Here is a 25,182-nt window from a genome sequence, read left to right as displayed (position 1 = left end):
CGTGACGCGGGACCGCCGGTGCCCGGCCGGCGGGTTGACCGCGCCGCAGCTGCCGGTCCCGGTCGCAGCCGGCCGGGCAAGCGGCGCCGCGCGCCAGGCAGATCCTCGGGACCGCGTCGGCGTTCAGCCGGAGTTGTCGTCGCCCCGCACGGACGCGTGGACGTGCATGTCGTGCCATCCGTCGGCGTGCAGGTTTCCGTGCCTGCGGATGCCTTCGAGTGGGAACCCGGACTTGGCCGCGACGCGGCAGGACGCCTCGTTCAGTACGGAGTGCACGAGTTCGAGGCGTTCGAAGCCGGTCCCCTCGTCGAAGGCCCATCGCCGCACCGCGTCGACCGCCAGGTGCGCGAGGCCGGCTCCACGGGCGGCGGGGAGGACCCAGTAGGCGCACTCGGCGTATCCGATGGCCGGGATCAGGCCGCGCAGCGCGATACGCCCGAGCACCTCGTCGGGACCCCCGCCGCCGAGCCGGACGATCGCCCAGTGGATGTCGGTCTCGGCGTACCAGTCCGATGTCCACTGCTCGATCCAGGAGGCGGCCTCCTCCTCGGAGTCGGCCCTCCGCATGTGCCATCGCTGGATCGCGGGATCGGAGAAGGCGGCGAGCACGGCCGGTGCGTCCGGCGGGCGCCAGGGCCGCAGCAGCAGTCCGTCGCCGACGGGGACGGACGGCTGCGGGGAGGACGAGAGCCGTCCCGGCGGGATGTGGGGAGGCACCAGTACCGGCATGCCCGTCATCCTGTCAGCCGCCGGGGCGCCGTCCCGGACGATCAGCCGAAGCCGCGGGCGTCCTGCTTGAGCGCGGTGTCCACCGTCAGGGCGGTCGCCACGACGAGGCTGAGGAGCGGCTCGGGCAGCTGGTGGTGGATCTGCAGGACGTAGTTGTCCGCCGTCGTGAAGATGGTCTTCGCCAGACCTTCCCAGGTCTTGGTGATCCGGGCGATCTCGGCGTCGTTGTGGTCGACGATGGCGAAGTTCCAGGCGCGCCAGTTCTCGGCCTTGATCGCCCCGACCTGACGACCGTCGGCCATGATGGCGAAGTTGATCTTGCCGATGGCGTTCTGCTGGACGATCTCCCCGACGGGCTGCCCGTCGGGGCGCTGCACGACGACCCGGGACTTGATGAACTTCGCCGGGCGGGTGAGCAGCAGTTGCGGCTGCCCGTGGGCGTCGCGGATCTCCAGGCGGTGCGTGAGGTACTGGTCGATGCTGGAGACGAACCTGAGCACCTTGCGCAGGGCGCTCTGACCGACCTGGACGACGGAGCCGACCGTGTTGCCCTGCTGGTCGAAGACGCGGTACTCGTTGGTGACCTCGATCAGCTTGGCCTTCTGGTTCACGACCAGGACCTGCTGGTTGAACAGCGAGCCGCCGCCGGGCGCACCCTGCTGGGGCGTGTACTGCTGCGGGGCCCCCTGCTGATGGGCCGCCTGCTGCGGCGCGAACTGCTGGTGTGCGGCCTGCTGCTGCGGAACCGCGGCCTGGGGCCCGCCCGCCACGGGGGCCTGAGCCGGCGCGGCCTGGCCCTCGGCCGGGTGCGTGTGCTCGGTCCACCGGGAGCCGTCCCAGTAGCGGAGCAACTTGGGTGCGCCGTGGGGATCCGGATGCCAGCCCGCAGGTACGTTCGATTGCGTCGTCACCGGGGCACACTATCCTGCCGGGTTGTGGGCCCGGACTCATTGAAGTTTCACACACCGTTACGATGGCGGCGATGACCAGAGCGAGTGGGCGCACGGACCGGCGGCGGGGCGCGAACAGCCTGCCCGTCGCCCTGGGCTGGGTGCTCACGCTCATGGCCGTGTTCCTCTGCTGCTCTCCGGACCCCACGACCGCACCCCACGCCGGAGCCCCGTCCGGAGCCACTGCTCGTGCCTTCACCCCGACGCCCGCGGCGGCCGCGTCGGTCGTCGTGGCCGACGCCCCGGGCGAGCGCGGCATCGGCAGTTCCTGCCACGGGGCGACGGACCATTCGACGGCCGTCGTACTGCCCGGCCACCCGGCCCCGGCCGCACCACCCTGCCCCTCGGCCGCGCCCGCGGCGGCACCGCTCTGCGGTGCCGGGACCATCCGGGGGCCCTCCAACGACGGCGTGGGCGCCGTCGACCAGTTGCGTCTTCAGGTCCAGCGGATCTAGACCGGCGGTCCGCCGCCCGTCGCGAACGCGGCGGAGCGGCTCTCCGTACCCGCCCCCGTGGCGCGCTCCGCGCGCCCGAATCCGCTGAACCCGAGGACCTGACATGGCTTCCGCCAAGAACCAGAACAGCCCCGCCGCCGGGCGCCGAGCCAAGCTCGAGGAGGCCCGCCGCAAGGAGCGGGCCCGCGAGCGCCGCAGCCGCGTCATCACCATCGCCGCCGCGGTCGTCGTGGTGGCCGGCCTCGTCGCCGGCGGCGGCTACCTGATGTCGGCCGCCGACGAGCAGGACAAGGCGGAGGCCAAGGCCAAGACCTCCCCCGTCACCGGAGAACGCTCCTGGGACAAACTGACCCAGGAACACGTACAGAAGGCCGTCGACTACCCGATGAACCCGCCCGTGGGCGGCGACCACAACCCGGTCTGGATGAACTGCGACGCCGACGTCTACACGGAGGCGATACCGAACGAGAACGCCGTCCACTCCCTGGAGCACGGTGCCGTCTGGGTCACGTACAACGACAAGGCACAGGACGCCGACGTCAAGGCGCTCGCCGAGCGCGTGTCCAAGACGCCCTACTCCCTGATGAGCCCCGTGGCCGACCAGGACGATCCGCTGATCCTCAGCGCCTGGGGGAAGCAGGTCACGGTGAAGAGCGCCACGGACGCGCGGGTCGGCCAGTTCTTCACCAAGTACGTCCAGGGTCCGCAGACCCCGGAGCCGGGCGCCGCCTGCTCCGGCGGGGTGGCCAAGTGAGCTCGGCGGCGCCCGCTCCCCGTTCGCTGGTGTGGGCGGGGGCGCTGGTGTTCCTGGTGGCCGTGGGGCTGGTGCTGCTGATGGTCGTGCGACCGTCCGCGGCCTCCCCGTCCGGCACCGGGGGCTCCTCGTCCCGTTCCGGGGGCTCCGCCTCCGCACCCGCGGAGGGGTCGGCCGACGTGGGGTTCGCGCGGGACATGTCGGTCCACCACCAGCAGGCGGTGGAGATGTCCTTCCTCGTCCGGGACCGTACCGACGACGAGGACGTACGCCGCCTCGCGTACGACATCATCAACACCCAGGCCAACCAGCGGGGCATGATGCTGGGCTGGCTGGAGTCCTGGGACATGCCCAAGAGCTCGGAACGGCCGCCCATGGAGTGGATGGGCCACCCCGCCACCGCGGCGGACGGGGCTCTCATGCCGGGCATGGCGACCGACACGCAACTGGACCGGCTGCGGGCGGCCGACGGCAGGTCGGCGGAGGTCGTCTTCCTGCGGCTCATGACGGTCCACCACCGCGCGGGCGCCGACATGGCCCGGGCAGCGGCCGGTTCGGCGTCCACGGACGAGATCAGGGAGCTGGCCGCAGGCATGGCCCGCGCCCAGGAGTCGGAGATCTCGCTCATGGCGGACATGCTGGAGGCCCGGGGCGCGCGGCCCTGAGTCGGCGGCGGCACCGAGCCTGGGTACGGCGGGAGGTCTCGCCGTACCCAGGCCCGGCCGCCCCGGGCTCGGCCGTCCCGGGCTCGGCCGTCCCGGGCTCGGCACCACAGCGAATTCACCTGGCGCCCATGCCGCTCTCATCAACTCGACACCCTGACACCGCCGCGCCACCCGACACTTCCTGACGAGTCATGGACAAGTCCCTCTCACGACAGGAAGCATCCGTGCGCATGCAGCGCTCACCCCGCCTGGCGGCCACCGTCCTCGGCGCGGCACTCCTCGTCCTCGTCCCGTCGTCCCCCGCCCACGCCCGGTCGCTCCCGGCCGTGGGCGCGAAGGCCGAGACGGCCGCGCTGTACGACGACGAGGCGGGCGGCAACTCCGACGCCGACGACCCGGCGATCTGGCGCGACAACGCCGACCCCGCGCGCAGCCTGGTCGTCGCCACCGCCAAGGAGGGCGGTCTGCGGGTCTACGGACTGGACGCGTCCCTGGTCCAGTCCGTCCCGGCTCCCCCGCCCACGACGGAGGGCGCCGCCCCGGGCAGGTTCAACAACGTCGACCTCGTCACCGGGCTGCGCACCCCGTCGGGCCGCGCGGACGTGGCCGTGGTGAGCGACCGGGGCAACGACCGCCTCCGCGTCTACCGCATCGACCCCTCCCGGCGCGGAGGCCCGCTGAAGGACGTCACGGATCCAGCCGCCGCCCCGGTCTTCTCGGCGGACCAGGCCGAGATCGACGAGCAGCGGACCGCCTACGGCCTGGCCGCCTGGCAGGACCGCGCGAGCGGGCGCTCGTACGCGCTGGTGAGCCGGCGCAACACCACCGACCTCGCGCTGCTGGAGCTGCGGCCGACGGCGAGGGGCACGGTGGGCTACCGCCTGGTGCGCACCCTCACGCTCCCGTCGTCCTTCCGGCTCCCGGACGGCACCTCGTGGACGCCGTGCGCCGAGCCGGGCGAGCTGCCGCAGGTCGAGGGCATGGTCGTCGACCCTGACAGCGGCACGCTCTACGCGGGCCAGGAGGACGTCGGGATCTGGCGTCTGCCGGCCGGCCTGAACGGCCGCCCGGTCCTGGTGGACAAGGTCAGGGAGTACGGCGTCCCGGGGACGTACGACCCGGAGACCGAGGAGTGCGCTCCCGGCGCGGACCCGGGCTACGGCGGCAGGCACCTGGCCGCGGACGTGGAGGGCCTGACCCTCCTCAGGGAGTCCGGTGGTGACGGCTATCTGATGGCGTCCGGCCAGGGCGACGACAGCTTCGCCCTGTACGACCGGGAGGTCTCCGAGCGCGGGCGCAACAAGTACGAGGGCGGCTTCCGGATCACCGCCGTGTCGGCCGACCTCGACGGCAGCGAGGAGTGCGACGGCGCCGCCGTGCTCAACGAGCCGCTGGGCTCCCTCTACCCGCACGGCCTGCTCGTGGTCCAGGACGGGCACGAGACCTCGGCGTCGGGCGACGAGGAGGGCAGGGAGGCGACCGGCTTCAAGTTCGTCGACCTGGGTGCGCTGAGGAACGCGACGGGCATGTAGCTCGATGCCGGAAACCGGCCGCGGACCGCGACCGGTGCGGGGCGGGCATCACATAGGCTCGTCGACGATATGAATAGCTACCTCACGCCCCTGGGGTCCAAGGCCGACAAGGACACGGTGCGACGGCACAACCTGAGCCTCGTGCTGCGCGCCGTGCGGGACGAGGGCGAGGCCGGCGAGGCCACCCGGGCCGGTGTGTCGGCCCGGGTGGGGCTCACCCGGGCCGCGGTCTCCTCCCTGGTCGAGCAGTTGCTGGACAGCGGTTTCGTCACCGAGTCGGGCAAGACGTTCAGCGGGCAGGCGGGCCGCCCCGGCACGGCCCTGAAGGTGGCGCGCACCGGGCCCGCCGGGCTGGGCGTGGAGATCAACATCGACTACGTCTCGGTGTGCGTCGTGGATCTCGCCGGCACCGGCCGGGTCAGGCAGACCGAGCACCTGGACAACCGCGGGGCGCCGCCCGGGGAGGTGCTGGCCAGGGCTGCCGGGATCGCCGCACGCACTCTGGACTCCGCGCGGGAGCAGGACCTGTACCCGGTCGGCGGGGCGCTCGCGCTGCCCGGACTCGTCTCGGACGGGTCCGTGCGGCAGGCACCGAACCTGGGGTGGAACGAGGTCGCCGCCGAGGACCTGTTCGCCGAGGCACTCGCCGGCCTCCGCCCAGGGACCGGCCCGCTTCCGGTGCGCTCCGAGAACGAGGCGAACCTGGCGGCGCTGGCCGAGCTGTGGTTCGGCGGGCTCGGCGCGGTCCGCAGCTTTCTGTACCTGACGGGCGAGATCGGCGTCGGCGGCGCCCTGGTCCTCGACGGTGAACTGCTGCGCGGGGCGCACGGCTTCGCCGGGGAGATCGGGCACGTGGTGGTGGATCCGGCGGGGCCCGGGTGCCGGTGCGGCTCGCGCGGCTGCCTTGAGCAGTACGCCGGCCAGTCGGCCCTGCTGAGGGCGGCCGGTGTCGACGTGGCCGGTGGCGGGGCCGCCGGTGTGATGGAACTGGAGCGGCGTGCCCAGGCGGGTGACCCACGGGCGCTCGGCGCGGTGGGCGAAGCGGGCCGGATGCTGGGCCAGGTGCTGTCCGGCGCGGTGAACCTCTTCGATCCGGACGCGGTGGTGCTCGGCGGGATATACCGGGGCCTGATGCCGTGGCTGTCGCCGCCCGCCGACGAGGAACTGACGGACCGTGTGGTGTCCGGCCTGTGGTCCCGCGGTGGCGGCAGGCTGCGGGCGTCGTCCGTCGCGGGCGACGCGGCACGGGGCGCGGCGGCGCTGGTGGTGCAGGACGTACTGGCCGACCCGGTCGCGTACGCCGCTCCCGCCCCGGCACACCCCTGACTGGTCCCCCGGCCGCCCGCCCCCGCACGCGGGTGGGGGGCGCGCGACGGTGGAGCCGTCGCGCGCCCCGGGACGTGGCCGACTGCGGTCGTGCCGTCGGCCGCCCTTGATCCGGCCGGGTCAGCGGACGCCGAGGAGGTGTTCCATGGCGAGCTGGTCCAGGGCTTCGAAGGCCATGGAGCGTTCGGCGGCCGTGCCGGCGTCGAAGTCCTCGTAGGCGCTGCGGTCGGCGAGGAGGGCCTTGAGGCCGTCGTCGGCGGTGGGGCGGGCGAGTTCGTCCAGGCGGGAGGCGGTGAGGGCCTCCTGGACCGCGGGGTCGGCGCGGAAGGCGGCGGCGCGCTCCTTGAGGATGAGGTAGTTGCGCATGCAGTTCTTCGCGGACTCCCAGACACCGTCGATGCCGTCGGTGCGCACGGGCTTGAAGTCGAAGTGCAGGGAACCTTCGTAGTCCGACGTCTCCAGGAGGTCGACGAGCCAGAAGGCCTGGCGCAGGTCGCCGGCGCCGAAGCGGAAGTCCTGGTCGTACTTGATGCCGGACTGGCCGTTGAGGTCGATGTGGAAGAGCTTGCCGGCCCACAGTGCCTGGGCGATGCCGTGCGGGAAGTTGAGTCCGGCCATCTGCTCGTGGCCGGTCTCGGGGTTCACACCGACCAGCTCGGGGCGCTCCAGGCGCTCGATGAAGGCCAGGGCGTGGCCGACGGTGGGCAGGAGGATGTCGCCGCGGGGCTCGTTGGGCTTGGGCTCGATGGCGAAGCGCAGGTCGTAGCCCTGTTCGGTGACGTAGTCGCCGAGGAGGTCGAAGGCCTCCTTCATACGGTCCAGGGCTACGCGGACGTCCTTGGCGGCGCCGGACTCGGCACCTTCGCGGCCACCCCAGGCCACGTAGGTGCTGGCGCCGAGCTCGACGGCGAGGTCGATGTTGCGGATGACCTTGCGCAGGGCGAAGCGGCGTACGTCGCGGTCGTTGGAGGTGAAGCCGCCGTCCTTGAACACCGGGTGGGTGAACAGGTTGGTGGTGGCCATCGGGACCTTCATCCCGGTGCGCTCCAGGGCGTCCTTGAACCGTCCGACGAGCCGGGCGCGCTCGGCGTCGGTGGATCCGAACGGGATCAGGTCGTCGTCGTGGAAGGTGACACCGTGGGCGCCGAGCTCGGCGAGCCGCTCGACCGACTCGACCGGGTCCAGCGCGGGGCGCGTCGGCTCACCGAACGGGTCGTTGCCCCGCCAGCCCACGGTCCAGAGACCGAAGGTGAACCTGTCCGCGGGGGTGGGGGTGAAGCGTTCCGTCATCGTCTGTCCGCCTTCGACTGCCTGCGGTCCGGGACCGTCGTCGCCGTCCGGGCCTATTTGTTCACTGACATGATTAATTATGCACACGGCACCCCGGGGACGTAACCCCCCGGGCGACGAAACGAGCGACGCCCCTGTTCCGGGCGGCGCCGATCACGTAATTTGTTTGTCGCACTCCCAAAATGCGCACAGTCCGGACACCGCACGAGAAGAGGTAAGCCCATGCCGCCGCGTTCCGTCGTCATCGGTGTGGACAGCTCCACCCAGTCCACCAAGGCCGCAGTCACCGACACCGAGACGGGTGAGCTGCTCGCCGTCGGCCGGGCGCCGCACGTGGTCACGGGCGAGGGCGGGGCGCGCGAGAGCGACCCCGAGGTCTGGTGGCGCGCGCTGTGCGACGCCGTCGCGGCGGGGCTCAAGGAGTCCGGCGTCTCCCCGTCCGCCGTCACCGGCATCGCCGTCGCCGGGCAGCAGCACGGCCTCGTGGTGCTCGACCGGTCCGGCCGCCCGCTGCGCCCCGCACTCCTGTGGAACGACACCCGCTCCGCGCCGCAGGCGGCGGCGCTCGTGGCCGAACTGGGCGGGCCGGAGGCCTGGACCGCGCGCACCGGCACGGTGCCCGTCGCCTCCATGACCGCCACGAAGTGGCGGTGGCTGCGCGAGAACGACCCGGCGAACGCCGAGGCGACGGCAGCCGTGCGGCTGCCTCACGACTTCCTCACCGAGCGGCTCTCGGGCGCGGCGGCGACCGACCCCGGCGACGCGTCGGGCACCTGCTGGTACTCGACGGCGACGGGGACCTACGACCCCGGACTCCTGGACCTCCTCGGCCTGGACACGGCGATGCTGCCGGAGGTGGCCGCCACGGGAGGGACCCGGGTCGGCTCCCTGACTGCATCCGCGGCGGAGGCGCTCGGCCTGCCCGCCGGGATCGCCGTCGCGGCGGGCACCGGTGACAACATGAGTGCCGGCGTCGGCCTCGGCCTCGGCGGCGCCGGGCTGCTCGACCACCCCGTGCTCAGCCTCGGCACCTCGGGCACGGTCTTCGCCGCCTCGCGCACCAGGCCCGCCTCCACCGCACTCTCCGGATTCGCCGCGGCAGACGGTACGTACCTCCCGCTGGCCTGCACCCTCAACTGCACACTGGCCGTCGACAAGGTGGCCACCCTGCTCGGTCTGCACCGCGACGACTCGACGCCGGGCGGCGAGGCCGTCCTCCTTCCCTACCTGGACGGCGAGCGCACCCCGGACCTGCCCACCTCGTCGGGTCTCCTCACCGGGCTCCGGCACGACACGACACCGCAGCAACTGCTGGGCGCCGCCTACGAGGGCGCGGCCTTCACCGTGCTGCGGGCGCTGGACGAACTCCTGCGGGCGTGCGGCCTGGACCCGGCCGACCCGGAGGTCGCGGGCCGGCCGCTGCGGCTGATCGGCGGTGGCGCGCAGGGCCGTACATGGGTGGAGACCGTGCGCCGGCTCTCCGGCCGGCCGCTGATCGTTCCCGGCAGCGGCGAACTGGTGGCCCTCGGCGCCGCGGCACTGGCCGCGTCCGCGGCGGGCGGCGGCGACCCGGTCGCCATCGCGACCCGCTGGAACGCGGGGGGCGACACCACCGACACCGAACTCCCCCCGCTGGAAAGGGACACGGAGACGTGGGAGCGCGTGGGCTCGGTACTCGGCAGGGCGGCGGAGCCACTGCTCGGCGGATGAGCGCGGCCCCGAAATCGTGTGCGGCAGAACGGTTTTGGGGGTGGCGGCGGATCTTCAATAGGATCCGGCGATGATCACAAGAAAACGGCTGACGGCCGGGGTGTGCGTCCTGCTCGCCACCCTGGCCGCCGGGCTCGGCACCGCCCTCCCGGCCGCCGCCGACGAACCCCCCACCGCCGCATCACCCAAGGTCGAACTCGTCCTCGATGTCAGCGGCTCCATGCGCACCCGCGACATCGACGGGGAGTCCCGCATATCCGCCGCCAAGCAGGCGTTCAACGACGTCCTCGACTCGGTGCCCGAAGAGGTCGAGCTCGGCATCCGCACCCTCGGCGCCGACTATCCGGGGGACGACCGGAAGGTCGGCTGCAAGGACACCAAGCAGCTCTACCCGGTCGGCCCGCTCGACCGCACCGAGGCCAAGACCGCCGTCGCCACTCTGGCACCGACCGGCTGGACCCCGATCGGCCCCGCCCTGCTCGGTGCCGCCGACGACCTGGAGGGCGGCGACGCCACCCGGCGGATTGTCCTGATCACCGACGGCGAGGACACCTGCGGTCCGCTGGACCCCTGCGAGGTCGCGCGTGACATCGCGGCCCGGGGAATCCACCTGGTCATCGACACGCTCGGCCTGGTGCCGAACGCCAAGATCCGGCAGCAGCTCACCTGCATCGCCGAGGCCACCGGCGGCACGTACACGGCGGTCCAGCACACCGACGAACTCTCGGGCCGCGTGAAGCAGTTGGTCGACCGGGCAGCGGAACCCGTCGTCACCCCCGTGGCGACCGAGGGCGCGGGCAGCTGCTCGGCGGCCCCCGAACTGAAGGCCGGCCTCTACACCGACCGCCAGGAGATCGGCAAACACCGCTGGTACCGCGTGGATGTGGCTCCGGGTCAGGAGCTGCGCGCCTCCGTCAGCGTGGCGGCGGACCGTGCCGTCGACAACGACTACGGCGTGCTGCTGCGCGCGGTGACCGGGCACGGCCGCGAGATCGTGCGCGGCTCGGAGGCGGGTACCGGGCGCACGGACGTGATCTCGTCCGGGCTGCGCTATCCGAAGGCGGAGGAGGACGAGACGGACGACGGCGAAGCACCCGCCCCCGAGTCCGTCTGCCTCCAGCTCAGCAACTCCTTCTCGGCGCCCTCGTCCGTGAAGAGGACCCCCGGTATGCCCGTCGAGCTGACCATCGACCTGGTGGACGCACCCGACGAGGCCTCCGACCCGGCGGCCTTCGGCCTCGGGCGGGGCTGGTGGCTCCTGGGGGTCATGGTCCTGACCGGACTGATCGCCGGTCTGCTGATCGGCTGGATCTCGCGCTGGCGCGTCGCCGTATGGAGGACCAACTGATGCGTACCACCCGCAGAAGCACGCTCGAACGCGGTCTCCTGGGCGTACTGCTCGCCGGAGCCGCCCTGTTCACCTCGGCCGGGGCCGCCGTGGCCGACGACCCGTCCGCGAGCGCGAGCCCCGCCGACGGCGAGGCCGCCGGGCCGACGGAAGCCGGCACCACCTTCCGCACCGCGACGGCGATCCAGCAGGGCACGAAAGCCACGGCGGACGCGTCCACGGGCGACTACCTGTACTGGGCCTTCCCCGCCGACGCGGGCCAACAGGCCACCGTACGGGCCAAGGTGAGTTTCCCTCAGGAAGCCACTCGGCACGGCGCGGCGACCTGGCAGGTCGACGTGTACGACGGGCTCCGCCGTCGTCAGGCGTGCGTATACGGCCACCAGACCAGGAAGGCGGCGCCCGACGCGGGCACCGTCGAGTTGTCCTGTGTCCTGCGCACCGTGCGCGCCTGGTCCGAGCCGTGGGCGTCGGACCCGCTGCCGGGCAGCTACTACGTCCGCCTGACCGTGGTCGGCGTGGCGGACGACGACCTGGGGCTCCCGGTCCACGTCGAGACCCGTGTCACCTCGGCGGACCGGGGCGGCTCCCACGACGTGGACGGCGCGCTCGCGGAGCCCCTGGTGCCCGGCGCCTCCTCCGCCGGCCAGGCGTCCGCCTCGGCACGGTCCGGCGGCTCGTCGGGCAGCGGACCGGAGGACGGCTGGTCCTCCGGCTGGTGGACCGACCGGTGGCTGTGGACGGTGGGCGGCGGTGTACTCGCCGCGCTGGCAGCCGTGTTCGGCTACTCCCTGACCCGCGGCGGCGGCCGCCCCGGCCGGGCGCCTCAAGGCGTCTGAGGCCGCCGCACCGTGCCGGAGGGCCGCCGACGGCCCGCGTCCCTCCGGCACGGTACGGACTCGCCCGTACGGGTGAAGAGACGGCAGAACGCCCCCTGTTGCGCGGGCCGCCGTCAGGCTTGCGCCATGAACGACTTCCCGGCCGCCTCCGGCAGCACGGGCCTCCGCGCGGCGGCCCGTGCCACGGCCCTCGGCGGGCGCATCCCCCTGATTCCAGCGAGGCTTCCCGTCTCGCGCCCCCGCACCTCGGGGTGGTGCTGACCGTGCGCACCGCACAGCGGGCGGGCATTGCGCTGGGCGCGCTGCTCCTCGCCGCCCTCCACCCGGCCCTGCTGACCCCGCACCCGCCGACCCCGCACCCGCGGAACGCGGCGGCGGTGCTGTCCGGCCCCGGACCTGTGGTGACCGAGCGCTGGCGGGCCGGCTGGCAGGACCTGTTGCGTACCGAACCGCGTCCGGGCCTGCCGGCGTTGCGGCCGGCCGTGGGCGGGGCGCCCGCGTGGACCCACACGTGCCTGCGCGGGGACGAGCCCTCCTGCCCGCAAGCGGCCTCCGGCGCAGAGGATCCTGACAGTGCTTCAGCGGCGGCGGTGCGGGCGGCGGCCGGTTCGATCCCGTCGCCCTCGGGCGCCTGACGGCCTTGAGAACCCGTTTCCAGTCCCATGGCGAGCGCTGTGAGGGCTGTGGTGGACCACTGAGGCCGGATGCCCGCCCGCATGCGGTGTTCTGCTCGGCGAGCACCTCATGAGACCCGGGTCTGACACAGAGGTTCAGCGGCGTTCGAGTGGAGTTCCGGGCACCCCCGACTCAGTGGGACTGCCCGGAACCCTGTCGCACGGCACGGCACTGGAAGCAGGACCGGAGACCACCGGGAGGTCAGAGCGCCCGGCAGCCCCGCTCCCCCGCACCGTCCGCGCCCACCGCCCCCCGGTGCGCCAAAGGGGGCCGTGAGCCGGTGGGTCAGATGTGGCCGAAGAAGATGCTGCCCGGGGCGTCGGGGTCGTTGGAGAGGAAGTGCTCGCGTACCGCGCGGATGAACTCGTGGCGGGAGAGTGCCCCGTCCCCGTCGGTGTCCAGCTTGGTGAACAGGTCCATCGTCTCCGGTGAGTCGTGCTTCCAGACGTCTCGCATGAGACGGGCGAACTCGTCCTTGCTGATCTCGTTGTCGCCGTCGGCATCGATGACGTCGAAGATCGCGTGGCCGCCGCCCTCGGTCACGTTGAGGCGGCTGGTGTCCATGACCGCGAGGCGGTTGGCGACGACGAACTGGTCCTTGGTGAGCCGGTCCCCGTCCACGTCGGCGTGACGCAGCAACTCCAGCCAGAAGATCTGGCAGAAGGTCTGGAGCGCCCTGGTCCGGCGGTCGTCCCTGGAAAGGCCGTACCCCTGGATGTAGCGGTCCGCGAGCTTCTGGTAGTCCGACCAGTCGAGGTAGCCGTCCTGGTTGGCATCCATCTGGTCGAAGGCGCGCTCCAGCTTGACGGTGATGGTGTCCTGCGTCGCAGTGGTCATGGTTATCCCTTTCCGTGATCAGGTTCTGACCTGGTCAGGATCGATCACGGCCCCCTCCCAGGGGCGAAGATGCCCAGATGATCACCCGTATCGGTGATCAAGGGGCGGAATGGGGGCCCGAAAGCGGTTCCCCCGTCACCGGAGGTTGATCCGGGCGCGGTCCACCCCGTTCCCACCCCGACCGTGCAGGCTGACCGGGACGTCATGGCGACGTGCGGGCGCGCCGACCGCTCCGCCGGGTGAAACCGGCAGGAACACTTGACCTCAAGTTTCGTTGAGGTCCTAGCGTTCCGTGCGTACCGAACGACTACGGAGGCACCCCCATGGACATGGAAGTCACCGCGTGGCACTCACTGCACAGCACGATGAACGCGCAGGAGGACCGCAGGCCCTTCTCGCGGGCCACCCTGCGCCGCATCGCGGCGTTCGCCCGGCCGCACCGGGCCCGGATCGGCCGTTTCCTGCTGCTCAGTGTGGTCACCGCACTCCTGGCGGTGGCCACACCGTTGCTGGCGGGCCGTGTCGTCGACGCGATCGTGCGGGGCGAGGACCAGGGGACGGTCACGCGACTCGCCCTGCTCATCGCGCTGATCGCCGTGGCCGAGGCGGGTCTCGGGCTCCTCGTACGGTGGCTCTCGGCGACCCTCGGTGAGGGGCTGATCCTCGACCTGCGGACCGCCGTCTTCGACCACGTCCAGCGGATGCCGGTCGCGTTCTTCACCCGCACCCGGACCGGCGCGCTCGTGAGCCGGCTCAACAACGATGTGATCGGCGCCCAGCGGGCGTTCAGCAACACCCTTTCCGGTGTCGTCTCCAACATCGTCACGCTGCTCCTGACCCTGGGCGTGATGCTCACGATCTCCTGGCAGATCACACTGCTCGCGCTGGTGCTGCTGCCGGTGTTCGTCGTCCCCGCCCGCCGTATGGGCTCGCGGATGGCGGCTCTCCAGCGGGAGGCGGCGGGCCACAACGCCACGATGGGGACGCAGATGACCGAGCGCTTCTCGGCGCCGGGCGCGACGCTGATCAAGCTCTTCGGCCGTCCCGCCGACGAGTCCGCCGCGTTCGCCGCCCGCGCGGGCCGGGTGCGCGACATCGGTATCCGCACGGCCATGCTGCAGTCCACCTTCATCACGGCGCTGACCCTGGTGTCGGCGCTGGCCCTCGCCCTGGTCTACGGGCTCGGCGGCTTCTACGCGTTGCGCGGCAGCCTGGAGCCCGGAGCCGTCGTGGCCCTGGCCCTGCTGCTCACCCGGCTCTACGCGCCGCTCACCGCGCTGGCAGGAGCCCGTGTCGAGGTCATGAGCGCGCTGGTCAGCTTCGAGCGGGTCTTCGAGATCCTCGACCTCCGGCCTCTGATCGCCGAGAAGCCCGGCGCCCGCCGGGTGCCGGACGGGCCGGTGTCCGTCGAGTTCGACGGTGTGTCGTTCGGCTACCCGTCCGCCGACAAGGTCTCCCTCGCCTCGCTCGAAGAGGTGGCCGCACTGGACAAGGGGGACGGTGCGACGGTGCTGCACGACGTCTCCTTCACGGCCGGGCCGGGACGGATGGTCGCGCTCGTCGGCTCGTCCGGGGCGGGCAAGTCGACGATCGCGCAGCTGCTCCCCCGCCTGTACGACGCCGATGCCGGCGCCGTACGCCTGAACGGGGTCGACGTACGCGATCTGACCGCCGCGTCGATCCGCGAGACGCTCGGCATGGTGACCCAGGACGGCCACCTCTTCCACGAGTCGGTGCGTGCCAATCTGCTGCTCGCCCGCCCGGAGGCCACCGAGGAGGAGATCTGGGACGCGCTGCGCCGGTCCCGTCTGGACGGCCTGGTGGCCTCCCTGCCCGAGGGCCTCGACACGGTCGTCGGCGAGCGCGGCTACCGCCTTTCCGGAGGTGAGCGCCAACGGCTCACCATCGCACGTCTGCTGCTGGCCCGTCAGCGGGTGGTGATCCTCGACGAGGCGACCGCGCACCTGGACTCCACCTCGGAGGCGGCGGTCCAGGAGGCGCTTGCCGAGGCGCTGGAGGGCCGCACCGCGGTGGTGATCGCCCACCGGCTCTCGACGGTGCGATCCGCCGATCTGATCCTGGTCGTCGAGGCGGGCCGCGTCGTCGAACGGGGCACGCACGACGAACTGCTGGCCGCCGGAGGGCGGTACGAGGAGCTGCACCGCACCCAGTTCGAGCGCCCCGGCCCGGAGCCGGCACGTCCGGTCGTCTGACCTGGTGGGCGTGGCCGTCCGCGAGCGCGCCCGCGGACGGCGGCGACGGGCGCGGGGCACGGCCTGTCGGCGTTGCGCGCGGTCGCGAGGCGCTCGTAACGTGACCGGTGGCCGTCGGGCCGGACGGGCCCGGTGCCCGCGAGGCCGGTGACGGCGGGCCCGGCGGTCCGGAGACCTGCCGGGTCCGAACAGCCCTCCACGCCGAAACCGGGTACGCATGAGCCAGTCACACTCCGCCGACGCATGGCACCGGCCGATGGTCGCCCGTCTCGCCAGCGAGTCGCACCGGACGGCGACCGCTCTCGAGCTGTTCTTCGACCTCTGCTTCGTCACCGCCGTCGCCCAGACGTCGGCCGCCTTCGAGCACGAACTCGCCGAGGGGAACGTCGGGCACGCGGTCCTCGGCTACGCGATGGTGTTCTTCGCGATCTGGTGGGCCTGGATGAACTTCACCTGGTTCGCATCCGCGTACGACACCGACGACGTCCCGTACCGGCTGCTCACGCTGGTCCAGATCACGGGAGCACTGGTCGTGGCTGCGGGCGCGGCCGAGGCGCTCCGGCACGAGGACTTCACCGTCATCACCTGGGGCTACGTCGTCATGCGGCTGGCCATGGTCACCCAGTGGCTGCGCGCCGCCCGCTCCGACCCCGAACGACGGCGTTCCTGCCTGCGGTACGCGGCCGGCATCCTGGTCGTGCAGGCCGGCTGGGTGGCCCGCCTGGCCGTGCCCGACGACTGGGGGCTGCCAACGTTCGCAGTCCTGGTCCTGGCCGAGATCGCCGTCCCCGTCTGGGCCGAGAACACGACCATGACCACCTGGCACCCGCACCACATCGCCGAGCGGTACGGCCTGTTCACCCTAATCGTCCTAGGCGAGACCATGACGGCGGCCACCGCAGCCGTGCGTACCGCCTTGGACGGCGAGACGACGCCCGGCGACATCGCGGCCCTCGTCATCGGCGGCGTACTGACCGTCTTCGCCCTGTGGTGGCTGTACTTCGCGCAGAACGCCCCGCGCAGGCTCACCAGCCTCAGGTCGGCGATCCTCTGGGGCTACGGCCACTACGCCGTCTTCGCCTCGGCCGCCGCGGTCGGCGCCGGGCTGGCGGTGAACGTCGCCCACTCCACCGGTCACGGTCACCTCTCCGACCACGTCGCGGCGGCCACGTTCACCGTGCCGGTGGCCGTGTTCATCACCCTGGTGTGGCTGCTGCACCACCGGGCGGACGAGCTGCGCAGCCGCAACGACCTCATCAACCCGGCGGCCGTCCTCGCCGTCCTGGCCGTGACGTTCACCTCCGGCCCTGTCCTCGCCACCGGCCTCCTGTCCGCCGCCCTGGTCGCGGCCACGCTGGTGGTGGCGACGCGTGCGCAGGGCGGGGCGGATCCCGCGAAGAACGCTACGTGAACCGGAGTTCGGCGGGGTGCGCCGCGCGGTGCAGGAGCGGCAGGGCTGTCGCCGCGGCGAGCAGACACGCCGCGTAGACGACCAGGGGGACGAGGAGCGGCGCCAGCGGTACGCCTGTGCCAGCGACCCGGGCGTACACGACGTACACCGCAGTGCCTCCGATGCCCGCGAGCAGGAGCGCCGGCGCCAGGGGGAGCGCCGTCTCCAGGATCGCCGCCCTGGCCAGGACGGTGCGCGGCACCCCCGCCGCGGCCTGGGCTGCCAGGCCCCTGCGGCGGGTCGCCAGCGACTCGGCGGTCCCCACGGCGAGTCCGCACAGGCTGATCGCCAGGGCGACCAGCACGGCGGTTCCCGCGAGGTCGATGCCGGTGGTGTAGAACGCCAGGTCTTCCAGCAGGGTCCCGCTGTCGTGGAGCCTCTCGAGCATGACCCCCCGCACGCCGACGAAGGCGACTCCGACCACGGTGACCAACAGCAGTGCCGCATGCGTCCGCGCAGCCGCCCAGGGGTCGTGCGCGAGGCGCCCCGCGGCGATGAGGACCGCGGGCTGCCGCGCCCGGCGGGTGAGCCGCCGGCCCAGGTACGCGGCGGACGCGCCGGCCGCCCAGATGACCCCCGCCCCGGTCAGGAACACCAGGGCCACCACCAGCACGGGAAATGTCGCGGCGCGGACGCTGGTGGGGCCGATCAGGAGCATTCCCACCGCGGAGATCAGCGCACCCGCGGCCAGGAACCCGAACACCGCCCGTGGGCCCCGCTCCGGGCCCGCGCGGCGCACCTCGTCGAGCGGCGACGCGACCACACGCCGCAGGGCGAGGACGCCGACCAGGGCCGCGGCCACCGGGACGGCGAGGACGACCGCCGTGAAACCCGCCCAGGCCAGGGGAGGCGGTGTGTGCCCTGCGGCCGCGAGGAGTACGGCGAAGAGGGCGCAGCCGACCACCGAGCCGGGCAGGGAGGGGAACGCGGCCTCCACCGCCGCGATCCTCCGTACCTGTGCGGGAGTCGCCCCGGTGAGCCGCATCGCCGCCATCCGATGGTGGCGGTGCACGGCGCCGATGCGGGTGCACTGTCCGAGGAAGCCCAGCCCGGGGACCAGCAGGAGCACGAGCGTGAGCACCACTCCCGCGCGCTCACCGGGCTGGTTCAGCAGGCCGTGCGCGGACGGGATGGACACCTGGCCCCGGACGGCGGCGACCGCCACCGCCGCGAGGGCGAATCCCGTCGCGGCCAGGGCGCCCAGCGCGGTGAGCGCGATCCGCCACCCTTCACGGCGTCCGGAACCGCGGGTGAGGGTCCAGGCCATGCGGATGTCAGCCCTCATGGCGTACCGCCTCCTGGACGGTGACGGAGTCCGCACCGGGGTCGACGACTCCGTCGCGCAGCCACACCTCACGGTCCGCGTAGGCCGCGGTACGGGCGTCGTGCGTGATCAGCAGCACCGCCGTACCGGCCTCCCTCGCGGTGTGCACCAGGGCGGTCATCATCTGTTCCCCGGCGAGCGAGTCCAGCGCCCCGGTCGGCTCGTCCGCGAAGACCGCCTTGGGCCCGGTGACCAAGGCGCGTGCCAGCGCGACGCGTTGGCTCTGGCCGCCGCTCATCTCACCGGGACGCAGGTCCACCTGGCCCCGGACACCGAAACGCTCCAACCACTCCCCCGCCTTCTGCTGCGCCGGGCCGCGACGGGCCCCCGCGAGCAGCAGGGGCAGCGCCACGTTATCGAGCGCGGTGAGCTCGGGGATCAGCTGCCCGAACTGGAAGACCACCCCGAAGTCGGTGCGCCGCAGTTCGCCGAGCCGCTCCTCGGACGCCCGGTCGATCCGTTCACCCCCGTAGGTGACGGAGCCGTCGTCGGGGCGGATGATCCCGGCCAGGCAGTGCAGGAGGGTGGACTTGCCGCTGCCGCTCATGCCGGTGACGGCGAGGATCTCGCCCGCGTGGAGATCGAGCGAGGCACCGCGTAGCGCATCGGTCCGTCCGTACGCCTTCTTCAGACCGCGTGCCGTGATCAGCGCGGTCTCCCCCGGGAAGAGCTGTTGTTCCGATGGGCTCATGCTGCGTGTACCTCCGCGGTCAGGGTGTCGATGCGGGCCGTGGTGGTGGTCATCCACCGCAGATCGGCGTCGAGATGGACAAGTGCGTAGTCGGCCGAGAGCACCGTGCTGAGATCGGCGCCCGGCGCGGCCTTGAGTGCGGTGAGCTCACGCATCCGCTCCATGTGGGCGGCGCGCTGCGCCCTCAGGTGCGCTGCGGCGTCCGGCCCGCCCTGTCCGGTCTTCGCTGCGGCGGCCGCGACGAGGATCGAGACCACGACCTTGGCGAAGATCTCGTTCGTCACGAAGGGGGCCGGAGGGGTGATCTCGCCTGCCCACCGGGCCAGTTCGCGCGCTCCCTCGTCCGTGGAACCGTAGAGGGTGCGCTCCGGGCCGCCGTCGGAGTCGGTGCCCTCGACCGCGGCCAGGCCGTCCCGCACGAGGCGTTGGAGCGTCGTGTAGACCTGCCCGTAGGCGAGCGGGCGAGCCTGGGGGAAGCGTGCGTCGTACTGCCGCTTGAGGTCGTAGCCGTGACAGGGCCCGGCCGCGAGCAGACCCAGGAGGACATGACGGGTACTCATGGGCGTGACCATATACGCAATATATGTACTGAGTGAATAGTCACCGCCGATGTCCCCGGACTCGCCCTGGACGCGCGTCAGCCGCCGCAGCAGGTGCCGCGGCGGCTGACAGGGGGCCGGGGAGGAGATCCGGATCAGGTCACCGGTCCAGCCACTTCTTCCAGACGTCCGGGTTCTCCTCGATCCAGCGCCCGGCCGCCTCGTCGGGCGACAGCCGCTCGGAGGCGATCAGCTCGGAGACCTCGTTCTGGTCCTTCTCCGACCAGCGGAACTTCTTCAGGAAGGCGGCCGCGTCCCCTCCGCGCTCGGAGAAGCCCGCGTTCAGGTACTTCTGGAGCGGGGTCTTCGGGTACGCGCAGTCGATGTCCTCCGGAGCCTTGGCCGCACAGGCGTCGGAGTACTCCGGAAGCTTCACCTCGACCATCGGCACCTCGTTGAACAGCCACTGTGGCTGGTACCAGTAGCTGAGGAAGGGCTTCTTCTCCTTGGCGAACTGCTGCATCTGCGTGATCTGCGCGGCCTCGGAGCCGGCGAAGACGACCTTGTAGTCCAGGCCGAGGTTCTTCACCAGCGCCTTGTCGTTGGTGACGTAGGACGGCGAACCGTCCATCAGCTGGCCCTTGTCGCCGCTCTCCGCGGTGCGCAGCTCGTCGGCGTACTTGTCGAGGTTCTTCCAGTCGGTGACGTCCGGGTGCTCGTCCGCCCAGTACTTGGGGACGTACCAGCCGATGTGTCCGGTGACGCCGAGGTCGCCGCCGGGGACGATGGTCTTCTTGTCCTTGACGTAGAGCTTCTCCTGGTCGGGGTGGCCCCAGTCCTCCAGGATGGCGTCGACGCGGCCCTGGCTGAGGGCGTCCCAGGCGGGCACCTCGTCGGTCTGCACGAGGTCGACCCGGTAGCCCAGCTCGTCCTCCAGGAGCTTCTGGGCGACGGCCACGTTGGACTGGGCGCCGACCCAGGACTGGACGGAGAGGGTGACGGTCTTGATGTCGGCGGGGGCCGCGAACGGGCTCGCCTGCTTGGTCATGTCGGCCGCGCCGCAGCCGGTGACGGCCAGCAGGGCGGCCGCGGAGGCGACGGTCGCGGACGTACGGAGACGGGCGCGGCTACGTGTACGGGTTCGAGCCATGTCAGCTCTCCTTCCGCTGGCGGCGGGCGGTGGGCTGGGTGACCCGGTCCAGCATCAGTCCCAGGCAGACGATGGCGGCGCCCGCGACGAGGCCGGTGGCCAGGTCGCCCTGCGCGAGGCCGAACACGACCTCGTAGCCCAGCGCGCCGGAGCCGACGAGTCCGCCGATGATGACGACCGCGAGGACCAGGACGACACCCTGGTTGACGGCGAGCAGCAGCGCGGGCCGGGCCAGGGGGATCTGGACCTGGCGCAGCTGCTGGCCGCTGGTGGCGCCGAGCGAGCGGGCGCACTCCATCGCGGCGGGGTCGACGCCCCGCAGGCCCTGGGTGGTGATGCGGACGACGGCGGGCAGTGCGTAGACGACGGCCGCCGCGGCGGCGGGGGCGCGGCCGACGCCGAAGAGGGCGACGACCGGGATGAGGTAGACGAACTGCGGCATGGTCTGGAAGACGTCGAGCACGGGGCGCAGCAGCCGTTCGAAGCGCGTGCTGCGCGCGGCGCCGACGGCGATGCCGAAGCCGAGGACCAGGGTGACGGCGACGGCTGCGACGACCTGGCTGAGCGTGTCCATCGACAGGTCCCACACGCCGAGTACGCCGATGGCGGCCATGGCGAGCACGGCGGTCAGCGCGGTGCGCCAGGTGCCGATGGTCCAGGCGAGGGCGGCGACGATCAGCAGCACGGACCACCAGGGCAGTCCCTGGAGTCCGCCGCGCAGCGGGTTGAGGATCCAGCTGGTGAAGTGCGCGGCCCAGTCGGCGGTTCCGCCGACGACGGGGATTCCGGTGTAGAGGTGGTCGACCATCCAGTCCTTGGCGGTGTTGACCGGGCCCGCGATGGCGACGATGCCGCCCTCGGGCCAGATGCGGCCGCCGGTGAAGCGTCCGACCACGGCGACGGCCGCGGCGATCAGGGCGGCGACCCCCCAGCCGCGCACCCCTCGCAGGGCGGCGGGACCGGTCGGTTCGGCACCGATCCTCCGGCCGGCCGCCTCGGTCGTGCGGTCCAGCACGACGGCGAGCAGCACGATGGGGATGCCCGCGGCGAGCGCGGCGCCGACGTCGACGGAGGACAGTGCCTGGTAGACGCGGTCGCCGAGACCGCCGGCGCCGATGACGGAGGCGATGACGGCCATGGAGAGCGCCATCATGATGGTCTGGTTGAGCCCGAGGAGCAGTTCCTTGCGGGCCAGCGGCAGCCGGGCGGTCAGCAGGCGCTGGCGGCCGGTCGCGCCGAGCGAGGCGACCGCCTCCATCACGCCGGCGTCGGCACCGCGCAGTCCGAGCGCGGTGAGCCGGGCCATCGGCGGAGCCGCGTAGACGACGGTCGCGAGGACCGCGCCGGGCACGCCGATGCCGAACACCAGCACGACGGGCAGCAGGTAGGCGAAGGCGGGCAGCACCTGCATGGTGTCCAGCACGGGGCGCAGGATGCGGAACGTACGGTCGGACAGCCCGCCCGCGAGTCCGAGGACCAGGCCGAGGACCACGGAGGCCAGCACCGCGACGATCATCAGGGCGAGGGTCTGCATGGTCGGCACCCACATGCCGAGCAGCCCGCAGACGAGGAAGGACACCCCTGCGGTCGCCGCGAGGCGCCATCCGGCGGTCCGCCAGGCGACGAGCGCGGCGACCGCGGTGACGCCGGCCCAGCCGAGGGCGAGCAGTGCCAGGTAGACACCCCGCACCGAGAGGACGACGGCGTTGCTGATGTGGCCGAAGAAGTAGAGGAACAGCGGGTGGCTGTCGCGGTTGCCGATGATCCAGTCGTTGACCTCGCCGAGGGGTCCGGTCAGATCGACGGTCAGCGCGTCGGGCCAGACACCACCGCCCCAGCGTGCGTGCACGAGGGGTACGGCGACGGCGGCGATGACCAGCAGCAGGAGGATCTTGCCGAGGGCGGGCCTGCCGCGCAGTGCGGCGAGCGGGCCGCTGCCCGGGGGGCCGTCGGCGGTGCGTGTGGTCGCCTGGGCGGTGGCCATCAGACGGTCACCTCACGGGCTACCGCGCCCGTCCCGGCGACGACACCGAGCAGACAGGCCCGGTCGACGACTCCGAGCAGCCTGCCGCCCTCCATGACCCGCGCGACGGGTTCACCGGAGCGGGAGACCGCCTCGATCGCCTCGGAGACGGTTGCCCCCGGGCGGACGGCCGGGCCGTTCTCGCCCTCTCCGGCGGCCGGCGGGCGCATGGCGGAGGCGACGGTGAGGACCTGCTCGCGCGGTACGTCGCGGACGAACTCGCGTACGTAGTCGTCGGCGGGCGAGCCCACGATCTCCTCGGGGGTGCCGAGCTGGACGATGCCGCCGTCACGCATCAGCGCGATGCGGGTCCCGAGCCGGAGCGCCTCGCCGAGGTCGTGGGTGATGAAGACCATCGTGCGGTCCTCCTCGCGGTGCAGCCGGACGACCTCGTCCTGCATCTCGCGGCGGATCAGCGGGTCGAGGGCGCTGAACGGCTCGTCGAAGAGGAGTACGGACGGGTCGACGGCGAGCGCGCGGGCGAGCCCGACACGCTGCTGCTGACCGCCGGAGAGCTGGGCGGGGCGGCGGTCCTCGAGTCCGGCGAGGCCGACCTTCTCGACGAGTTCGGCGGCCTTGGCGCGCCGCTCGGCCTTGCCGAGACCCTGGATCTCCAGGCCGTAGGCGACATTGTCGAGGACGGTGCGGTGCGGCAGCAGTCCGAAGTGCTGGAAGACCATCGCGGCCCGGTGGCGGCGCAGTTCGCGCAGCCGGGTGGCGTCCATGGCGAGGACGTCCTCGCCGTCGATGGCGACGCTGCCGCTGGTGGGCTCGATGAGACGGGTCAGACAGCGCACGAGCGTGGACTTGCCCGAGCCGGAGAGGCCCATGACGACGAAGACCTCGCCCTTGTTGACGTCGAAGGAGACGTCGCGCACGGCGGCGGTGCAGCCGGTGCGCTCGCGCAGTTCGGCGGGCGGCAGGCCGGCGTGCTCGCTGCCGGGTATGCGGTCGGCCTTGGGGCCGAAGACCTTCCAGAGGTCCTTGACGCTGAACACGGGGGTACTGGACACGGGGGTACTGGCTTCGGTCATCGGACATCGCCTCCGGTGGTCGGGGTCGCTCGGAGCAGCTCGGCGCACTTCTCGCCCACCATCAGCACGCCGATCATGGGGTTCACGGCGGGCATGGTGGGGAAGACCGACGCGTCTGCGATCCGGATCCCCTCCAGGCCCTGGATGCGCAGTCGCGGGTCGACGACGGCCGCGGGGTCGCCCTCGGCGCCCATGCGGCAGGTGCCGGCCGGGTGGTAGACGGTGTGCGCGACCTTGCGGGCGTACTCGCTGATGTCCTCGTCGGACGTGACCTCGGGTCCCGGGCACACCTCGCGCTTGAGCCAGTGGGCGAGGGGTTCGGTCCTCGCTATCTCCCGGGCGAGCTTGATGCCGTCGACGAGGGTGCGGCCGTCGTAGTCGTCCTCGTCGGTGAAGTAGCGGAAGTCCAGGGCCGGTTTGACCTCGGGGTCGGCACTGGTGAGGTACAGCCGGCCGCGGCTGCGCGGCTTGGGGATGTTCGGGGTCATCGACACACCGTGCTCAGGCCGTTCGTAGCCGAGGCGCTCCGGGTTGTCGGTGAAGGGGATCTGGTAGAAGTGGAACATCAGGTCGGGGCCGCGTGATTCGGGGTCCCGGCGCACGAAGAGGCCCGCGTCGGAGTCCATCGCGGAGTTCTCCGGGATTGGTCCGTCGGTCTCCCAGACGATGACCGACTCCGGGTGGTCCAGCAGGTTCTCGCCGACACCGGGTGCGTCGTGGACGACGGGGATGCCGAGCGCGGCAAGGTCCTTCGCCGGCCCGACGCCCGAGTGCATCAGCAGCCGGGGTGTGTCCACCGCGCCGGCGCAGACGATCACTTCACGGGTGGCGCGCAGCAGCAGCTCGTCGCCGTCCTTCGTGCGCACGTGCACGCCGGTGGCCCGGTTGCCGTCGAACTCCAGCCGGTACGCCCATGCCTCCAGCAGGATCGAGAGGTTGGGGCGGTCACCGGCCTCGATGTGCGGGTGGAGGTAGGCGACGGAGGCGGAGGAACGCTTGTTGTTCTCCGGGTGGTAAGCCAGGTCGAAGAAGCCGGCGCCCTCGTGGAACGGCTGCTGGTTGAAGCTCTCCACCCGCGGCACCTCGGCCGCCGCCTGCGCGGCGTCGACGAAGTCGCGGGCGATGGCGTTCCGGTCCTTCTCGTCGACGGGCACGATGTTGTTGCGCAGCCGGGCGAAGTAGGGGTCCATGGAGGCGGCGTCCCAGCCGTCGGCTCCGGACTCGGCCCACTCGTCCCAGTCTCCGGGCAGCGGCCTGAAGCTGATCAGGGTGTTGTGCGAGGAGCAGCCTCCGAGCACCCGGGCCCGGCTGTGCCTGATGTGGGAGTTGCCGCGTGGCTGTTCCGTGGTGGGGTAGTCGTAGTCGAGGTCGCCACCGAGCAGGCCGAGCCAGCGGCGGAGTGTGAGGACGTCCTCACGGTCGATGTCCGTCGGCCCGCCCTCGATCACGGTGACGGTGACGTCGGGGTCCTCGGTGAGCCGGGAGGCGATGACCGAGCCGGCGGTGCCTCCTCCGACGATCACGTAGTCGACGGGTTCTGGGCGGGCTGTGCTGGGGTGCGGGGGCATCGGTCACTGCTCCTTCTGCAAGGTGCTTGCGTGTGCGTGGTGCTGCCGAAAAAGCCGGGCGGGCCGTCGCGTGCGGCCCG

The 25,182-nt window shown here is 72.3% G+C and carries 22 protein-coding genes; 11 read left to right on the top strand and 11 right to left on the bottom strand.

Annotated elements, in window-relative coordinates:
* Nucleotides 1-123: 123 nt before the first annotated feature.
* Together AB0I83_RS02250 and AB0I83_RS02245 are read right to left on the bottom strand one after the other, a co-directional pair.
* On the bottom strand, nt 124-729 hold the full coding sequence (locus tag AB0I83_RS02250) for a GNAT family N-acetyltransferase (RefSeq protein ID WP_363303274.1): 606 nt from the start codon (nt 727-729) through the stop codon (nt 124-126).
* 41 nt (nt 730-770) lie between these two features.
* Nucleotides 771-1,640: a phospholipid scramblase-related protein gene (locus AB0I83_RS02245; protein WP_363303273.1), complete on the bottom strand. Its 870-nt coding sequence runs from the start codon at nt 1,638-1,640 to the stop codon at nt 771-773.
* A gap of 71 nt (nt 1,641-1,711) precedes the next feature.
* Between AB0I83_RS02245 and AB0I83_RS02240 the strand changes: the two genes are divergently transcribed.
* The 5 genes from AB0I83_RS02240 to AB0I83_RS02220 all read left to right on the top strand — a co-directional run bounded on the left by AB0I83_RS02240 (nt 1,712) and on the right by AB0I83_RS02220 (nt 6,411).
* Nucleotides 1,712-2,134, top strand: coding sequence for a hypothetical protein (locus AB0I83_RS02240; RefSeq protein ID WP_363303272.1), 423 nt, complete (start codon nt 1,712-1,714; stop codon nt 2,132-2,134).
* A gap of 103 nt (nt 2,135-2,237) precedes the next feature.
* Nucleotides 2,238-2,888 carry a DUF3105 domain-containing protein gene (locus AB0I83_RS02235; RefSeq protein ID WP_356530393.1) on the top strand — a complete coding sequence of 217 codons (651 nt, stop codon included), beginning with the start codon at nt 2,238-2,240 and terminating at the stop codon, nt 2,886-2,888.
* Nucleotides 2,885-3,553, top strand: a complete 669-nt coding sequence (locus tag AB0I83_RS02230; protein ID WP_363303271.1) for a DUF305 domain-containing protein — start codon at nt 2,885-2,887, stop codon at nt 3,551-3,553. The genes AB0I83_RS02235 and AB0I83_RS02230 overlap by 4 nt, the downstream gene beginning before the upstream one ends.
* A 224-nt stretch (nt 3,554-3,777) precedes the next feature.
* On the top strand, nt 3,778-5,085 hold the full coding sequence (locus tag AB0I83_RS02225) for a phytase (RefSeq protein ID WP_363303270.1): 1,308 nt from the start codon (nt 3,778-3,780) through the stop codon (nt 5,083-5,085).
* Between the two features lie 69 nt (nt 5,086-5,154).
* Entirely contained in the window at nt 5,155-6,411 is a 1,257-nt protein-coding gene (locus tag AB0I83_RS02220; protein WP_363303269.1) for an ROK family protein, read from the top strand.
* 120 nt (nt 6,412-6,531) lie between these two features.
* Here the strand turns inward: AB0I83_RS02220 and xylA are convergent, their stop codons facing one another.
* A complete protein-coding gene (gene xylA, locus AB0I83_RS02215; protein WP_363303268.1) occupies nt 6,532-7,701 on the bottom strand; it encodes a xylose isomerase in 1,170 nt (389 codons plus the stop codon).
* Nucleotides 7,702-7,923: 222 nt separating this feature from the next.
* Here xylA and xylB point away from each other — a divergent pair, with 222 nt between their 5' ends.
* The 4 genes from xylB to AB0I83_RS02195 all read left to right on the top strand — a co-directional run bounded on the left by xylB (nt 7,924) and on the right by AB0I83_RS02195 (nt 12,233).
* Complete coding sequence (xylB, locus tag AB0I83_RS02210; RefSeq protein WP_363303267.1) at nt 7,924-9,411, top strand: xylulokinase; 1,488 nt, start codon at nt 7,924-7,926, stop codon at nt 9,409-9,411.
* 70 nt (nt 9,412-9,481) lie between these two features.
* Nucleotides 9,482-10,759 carry a VWA domain-containing protein gene (locus AB0I83_RS02205; RefSeq protein WP_363303266.1) on the top strand — a complete coding sequence of 426 codons (1,278 nt, stop codon included), beginning with the start codon at nt 9,482-9,484 and terminating at the stop codon, nt 10,757-10,759.
* On the top strand, nt 10,759-11,598 hold the full coding sequence (locus AB0I83_RS02200; RefSeq protein WP_356530404.1) for a hypothetical protein: 840 nt from the start codon (nt 10,759-10,761) through the stop codon (nt 11,596-11,598). The genes AB0I83_RS02205 and AB0I83_RS02200 overlap by 1 nt, the downstream gene beginning before the upstream one ends.
* A 263-nt stretch (nt 11,599-11,861) precedes the next feature.
* A complete protein-coding gene (locus AB0I83_RS02195; RefSeq protein WP_363303265.1) occupies nt 11,862-12,233 on the top strand; it encodes a hypothetical protein in 372 nt (123 codons plus the stop codon).
* Nucleotides 12,234-12,558: 325 nt separating this feature from the next.
* On the opposite strand, the gene AB0I83_RS02190 is transcribed toward AB0I83_RS02195, so the two are convergent.
* Nucleotides 12,559-13,110 (bottom strand): EF-hand domain-containing protein, encoded by a 552-nt coding sequence (locus AB0I83_RS02190; RefSeq protein WP_363303264.1) that lies wholly within the window; start codon nt 13,108-13,110, stop codon nt 12,559-12,561.
* Between the two features lie 323 nt (nt 13,111-13,433).
* On the opposite strand from AB0I83_RS02190, the gene AB0I83_RS02185 reads away from it, so the two are divergent.
* Nucleotides 13,434-15,323, top strand: a complete 1,890-nt coding sequence (locus tag AB0I83_RS02185) for an ABC transporter ATP-binding protein (protein WP_363303263.1) — start codon at nt 13,434-13,436, stop codon at nt 15,321-15,323.
* Nucleotides 15,324-15,540: 217 nt separating this feature from the next.
* Entirely contained in the window at nt 15,541-16,734 is a 1,194-nt protein-coding gene (locus tag AB0I83_RS02180) for a low temperature requirement protein A (RefSeq protein ID WP_363303262.1), read from the top strand.
* Here AB0I83_RS02180 and AB0I83_RS02175 read toward each other — a convergent pair.
* From AB0I83_RS02175 to AB0I83_RS02145, 7 genes are all read right to left on the bottom strand, one after another.
* Nucleotides 16,727-18,058: an FtsX-like permease family protein gene (locus AB0I83_RS02175; RefSeq protein ID WP_363303261.1), complete on the bottom strand. Its 1,332-nt coding sequence runs from the start codon at nt 18,056-18,058 to the stop codon at nt 16,727-16,729. The genes AB0I83_RS02180 and AB0I83_RS02175 overlap by 8 nt on opposite strands.
* Nucleotides 18,048-18,788, bottom strand: a complete 741-nt coding sequence (locus AB0I83_RS02170) for an ABC transporter ATP-binding protein (protein WP_363303260.1) — start codon at nt 18,786-18,788, stop codon at nt 18,048-18,050. The genes AB0I83_RS02175 and AB0I83_RS02170 overlap by 11 nt, the downstream gene beginning before the upstream one ends.
* On the bottom strand, nt 18,785-19,348 hold the full coding sequence (locus AB0I83_RS02165) for a PadR family transcriptional regulator (RefSeq protein ID WP_363303259.1): 564 nt from the start codon (nt 19,346-19,348) through the stop codon (nt 18,785-18,787). The genes AB0I83_RS02170 and AB0I83_RS02165 overlap by 4 nt, the downstream gene beginning before the upstream one ends.
* Before the next feature lie 139 nt (nt 19,349-19,487).
* Nucleotides 19,488-20,477, bottom strand: a complete 990-nt coding sequence (locus AB0I83_RS02160) for an ABC transporter substrate-binding protein (RefSeq protein ID WP_356530413.1) — start codon at nt 20,475-20,477, stop codon at nt 19,488-19,490.
* 1 nt (nt 20,478) lies between these two features.
* On the bottom strand, nt 20,479-22,461 hold the full coding sequence (locus tag AB0I83_RS02155) for an ABC transporter permease subunit (protein ID WP_363303258.1): 1,983 nt from the start codon (nt 22,459-22,461) through the stop codon (nt 20,479-20,481).
* Nucleotides 22,461-23,534 carry a glycine betaine/L-proline ABC transporter ATP-binding protein gene (locus AB0I83_RS02150; protein ID WP_363303257.1) on the bottom strand — a complete coding sequence of 358 codons (1,074 nt, stop codon included), beginning with the start codon at nt 23,532-23,534 and terminating at the stop codon, nt 22,461-22,463. Before AB0I83_RS02150 ends, AB0I83_RS02155 begins: the two co-directional genes overlap by 1 nt.
* On the bottom strand, nt 23,531-25,102 hold the full coding sequence (locus AB0I83_RS02145) for a GMC oxidoreductase (protein ID WP_363303256.1): 1,572 nt from the start codon (nt 25,100-25,102) through the stop codon (nt 23,531-23,533). The genes AB0I83_RS02150 and AB0I83_RS02145 overlap by 4 nt, the downstream gene beginning before the upstream one ends.
* Between the last annotated feature and the right edge of the window lie 80 nt (nt 25,103-25,182).

This window comes from Streptomyces sp. NPDC049970 (genome assembly GCF_040660235.1).
Taxonomy (GTDB): domain Bacteria; phylum Actinomycetota; class Actinomycetes; order Streptomycetales; family Streptomycetaceae; genus Streptomyces.
This window is presented reverse-complemented; position numbering and strand designations above follow the sequence as displayed.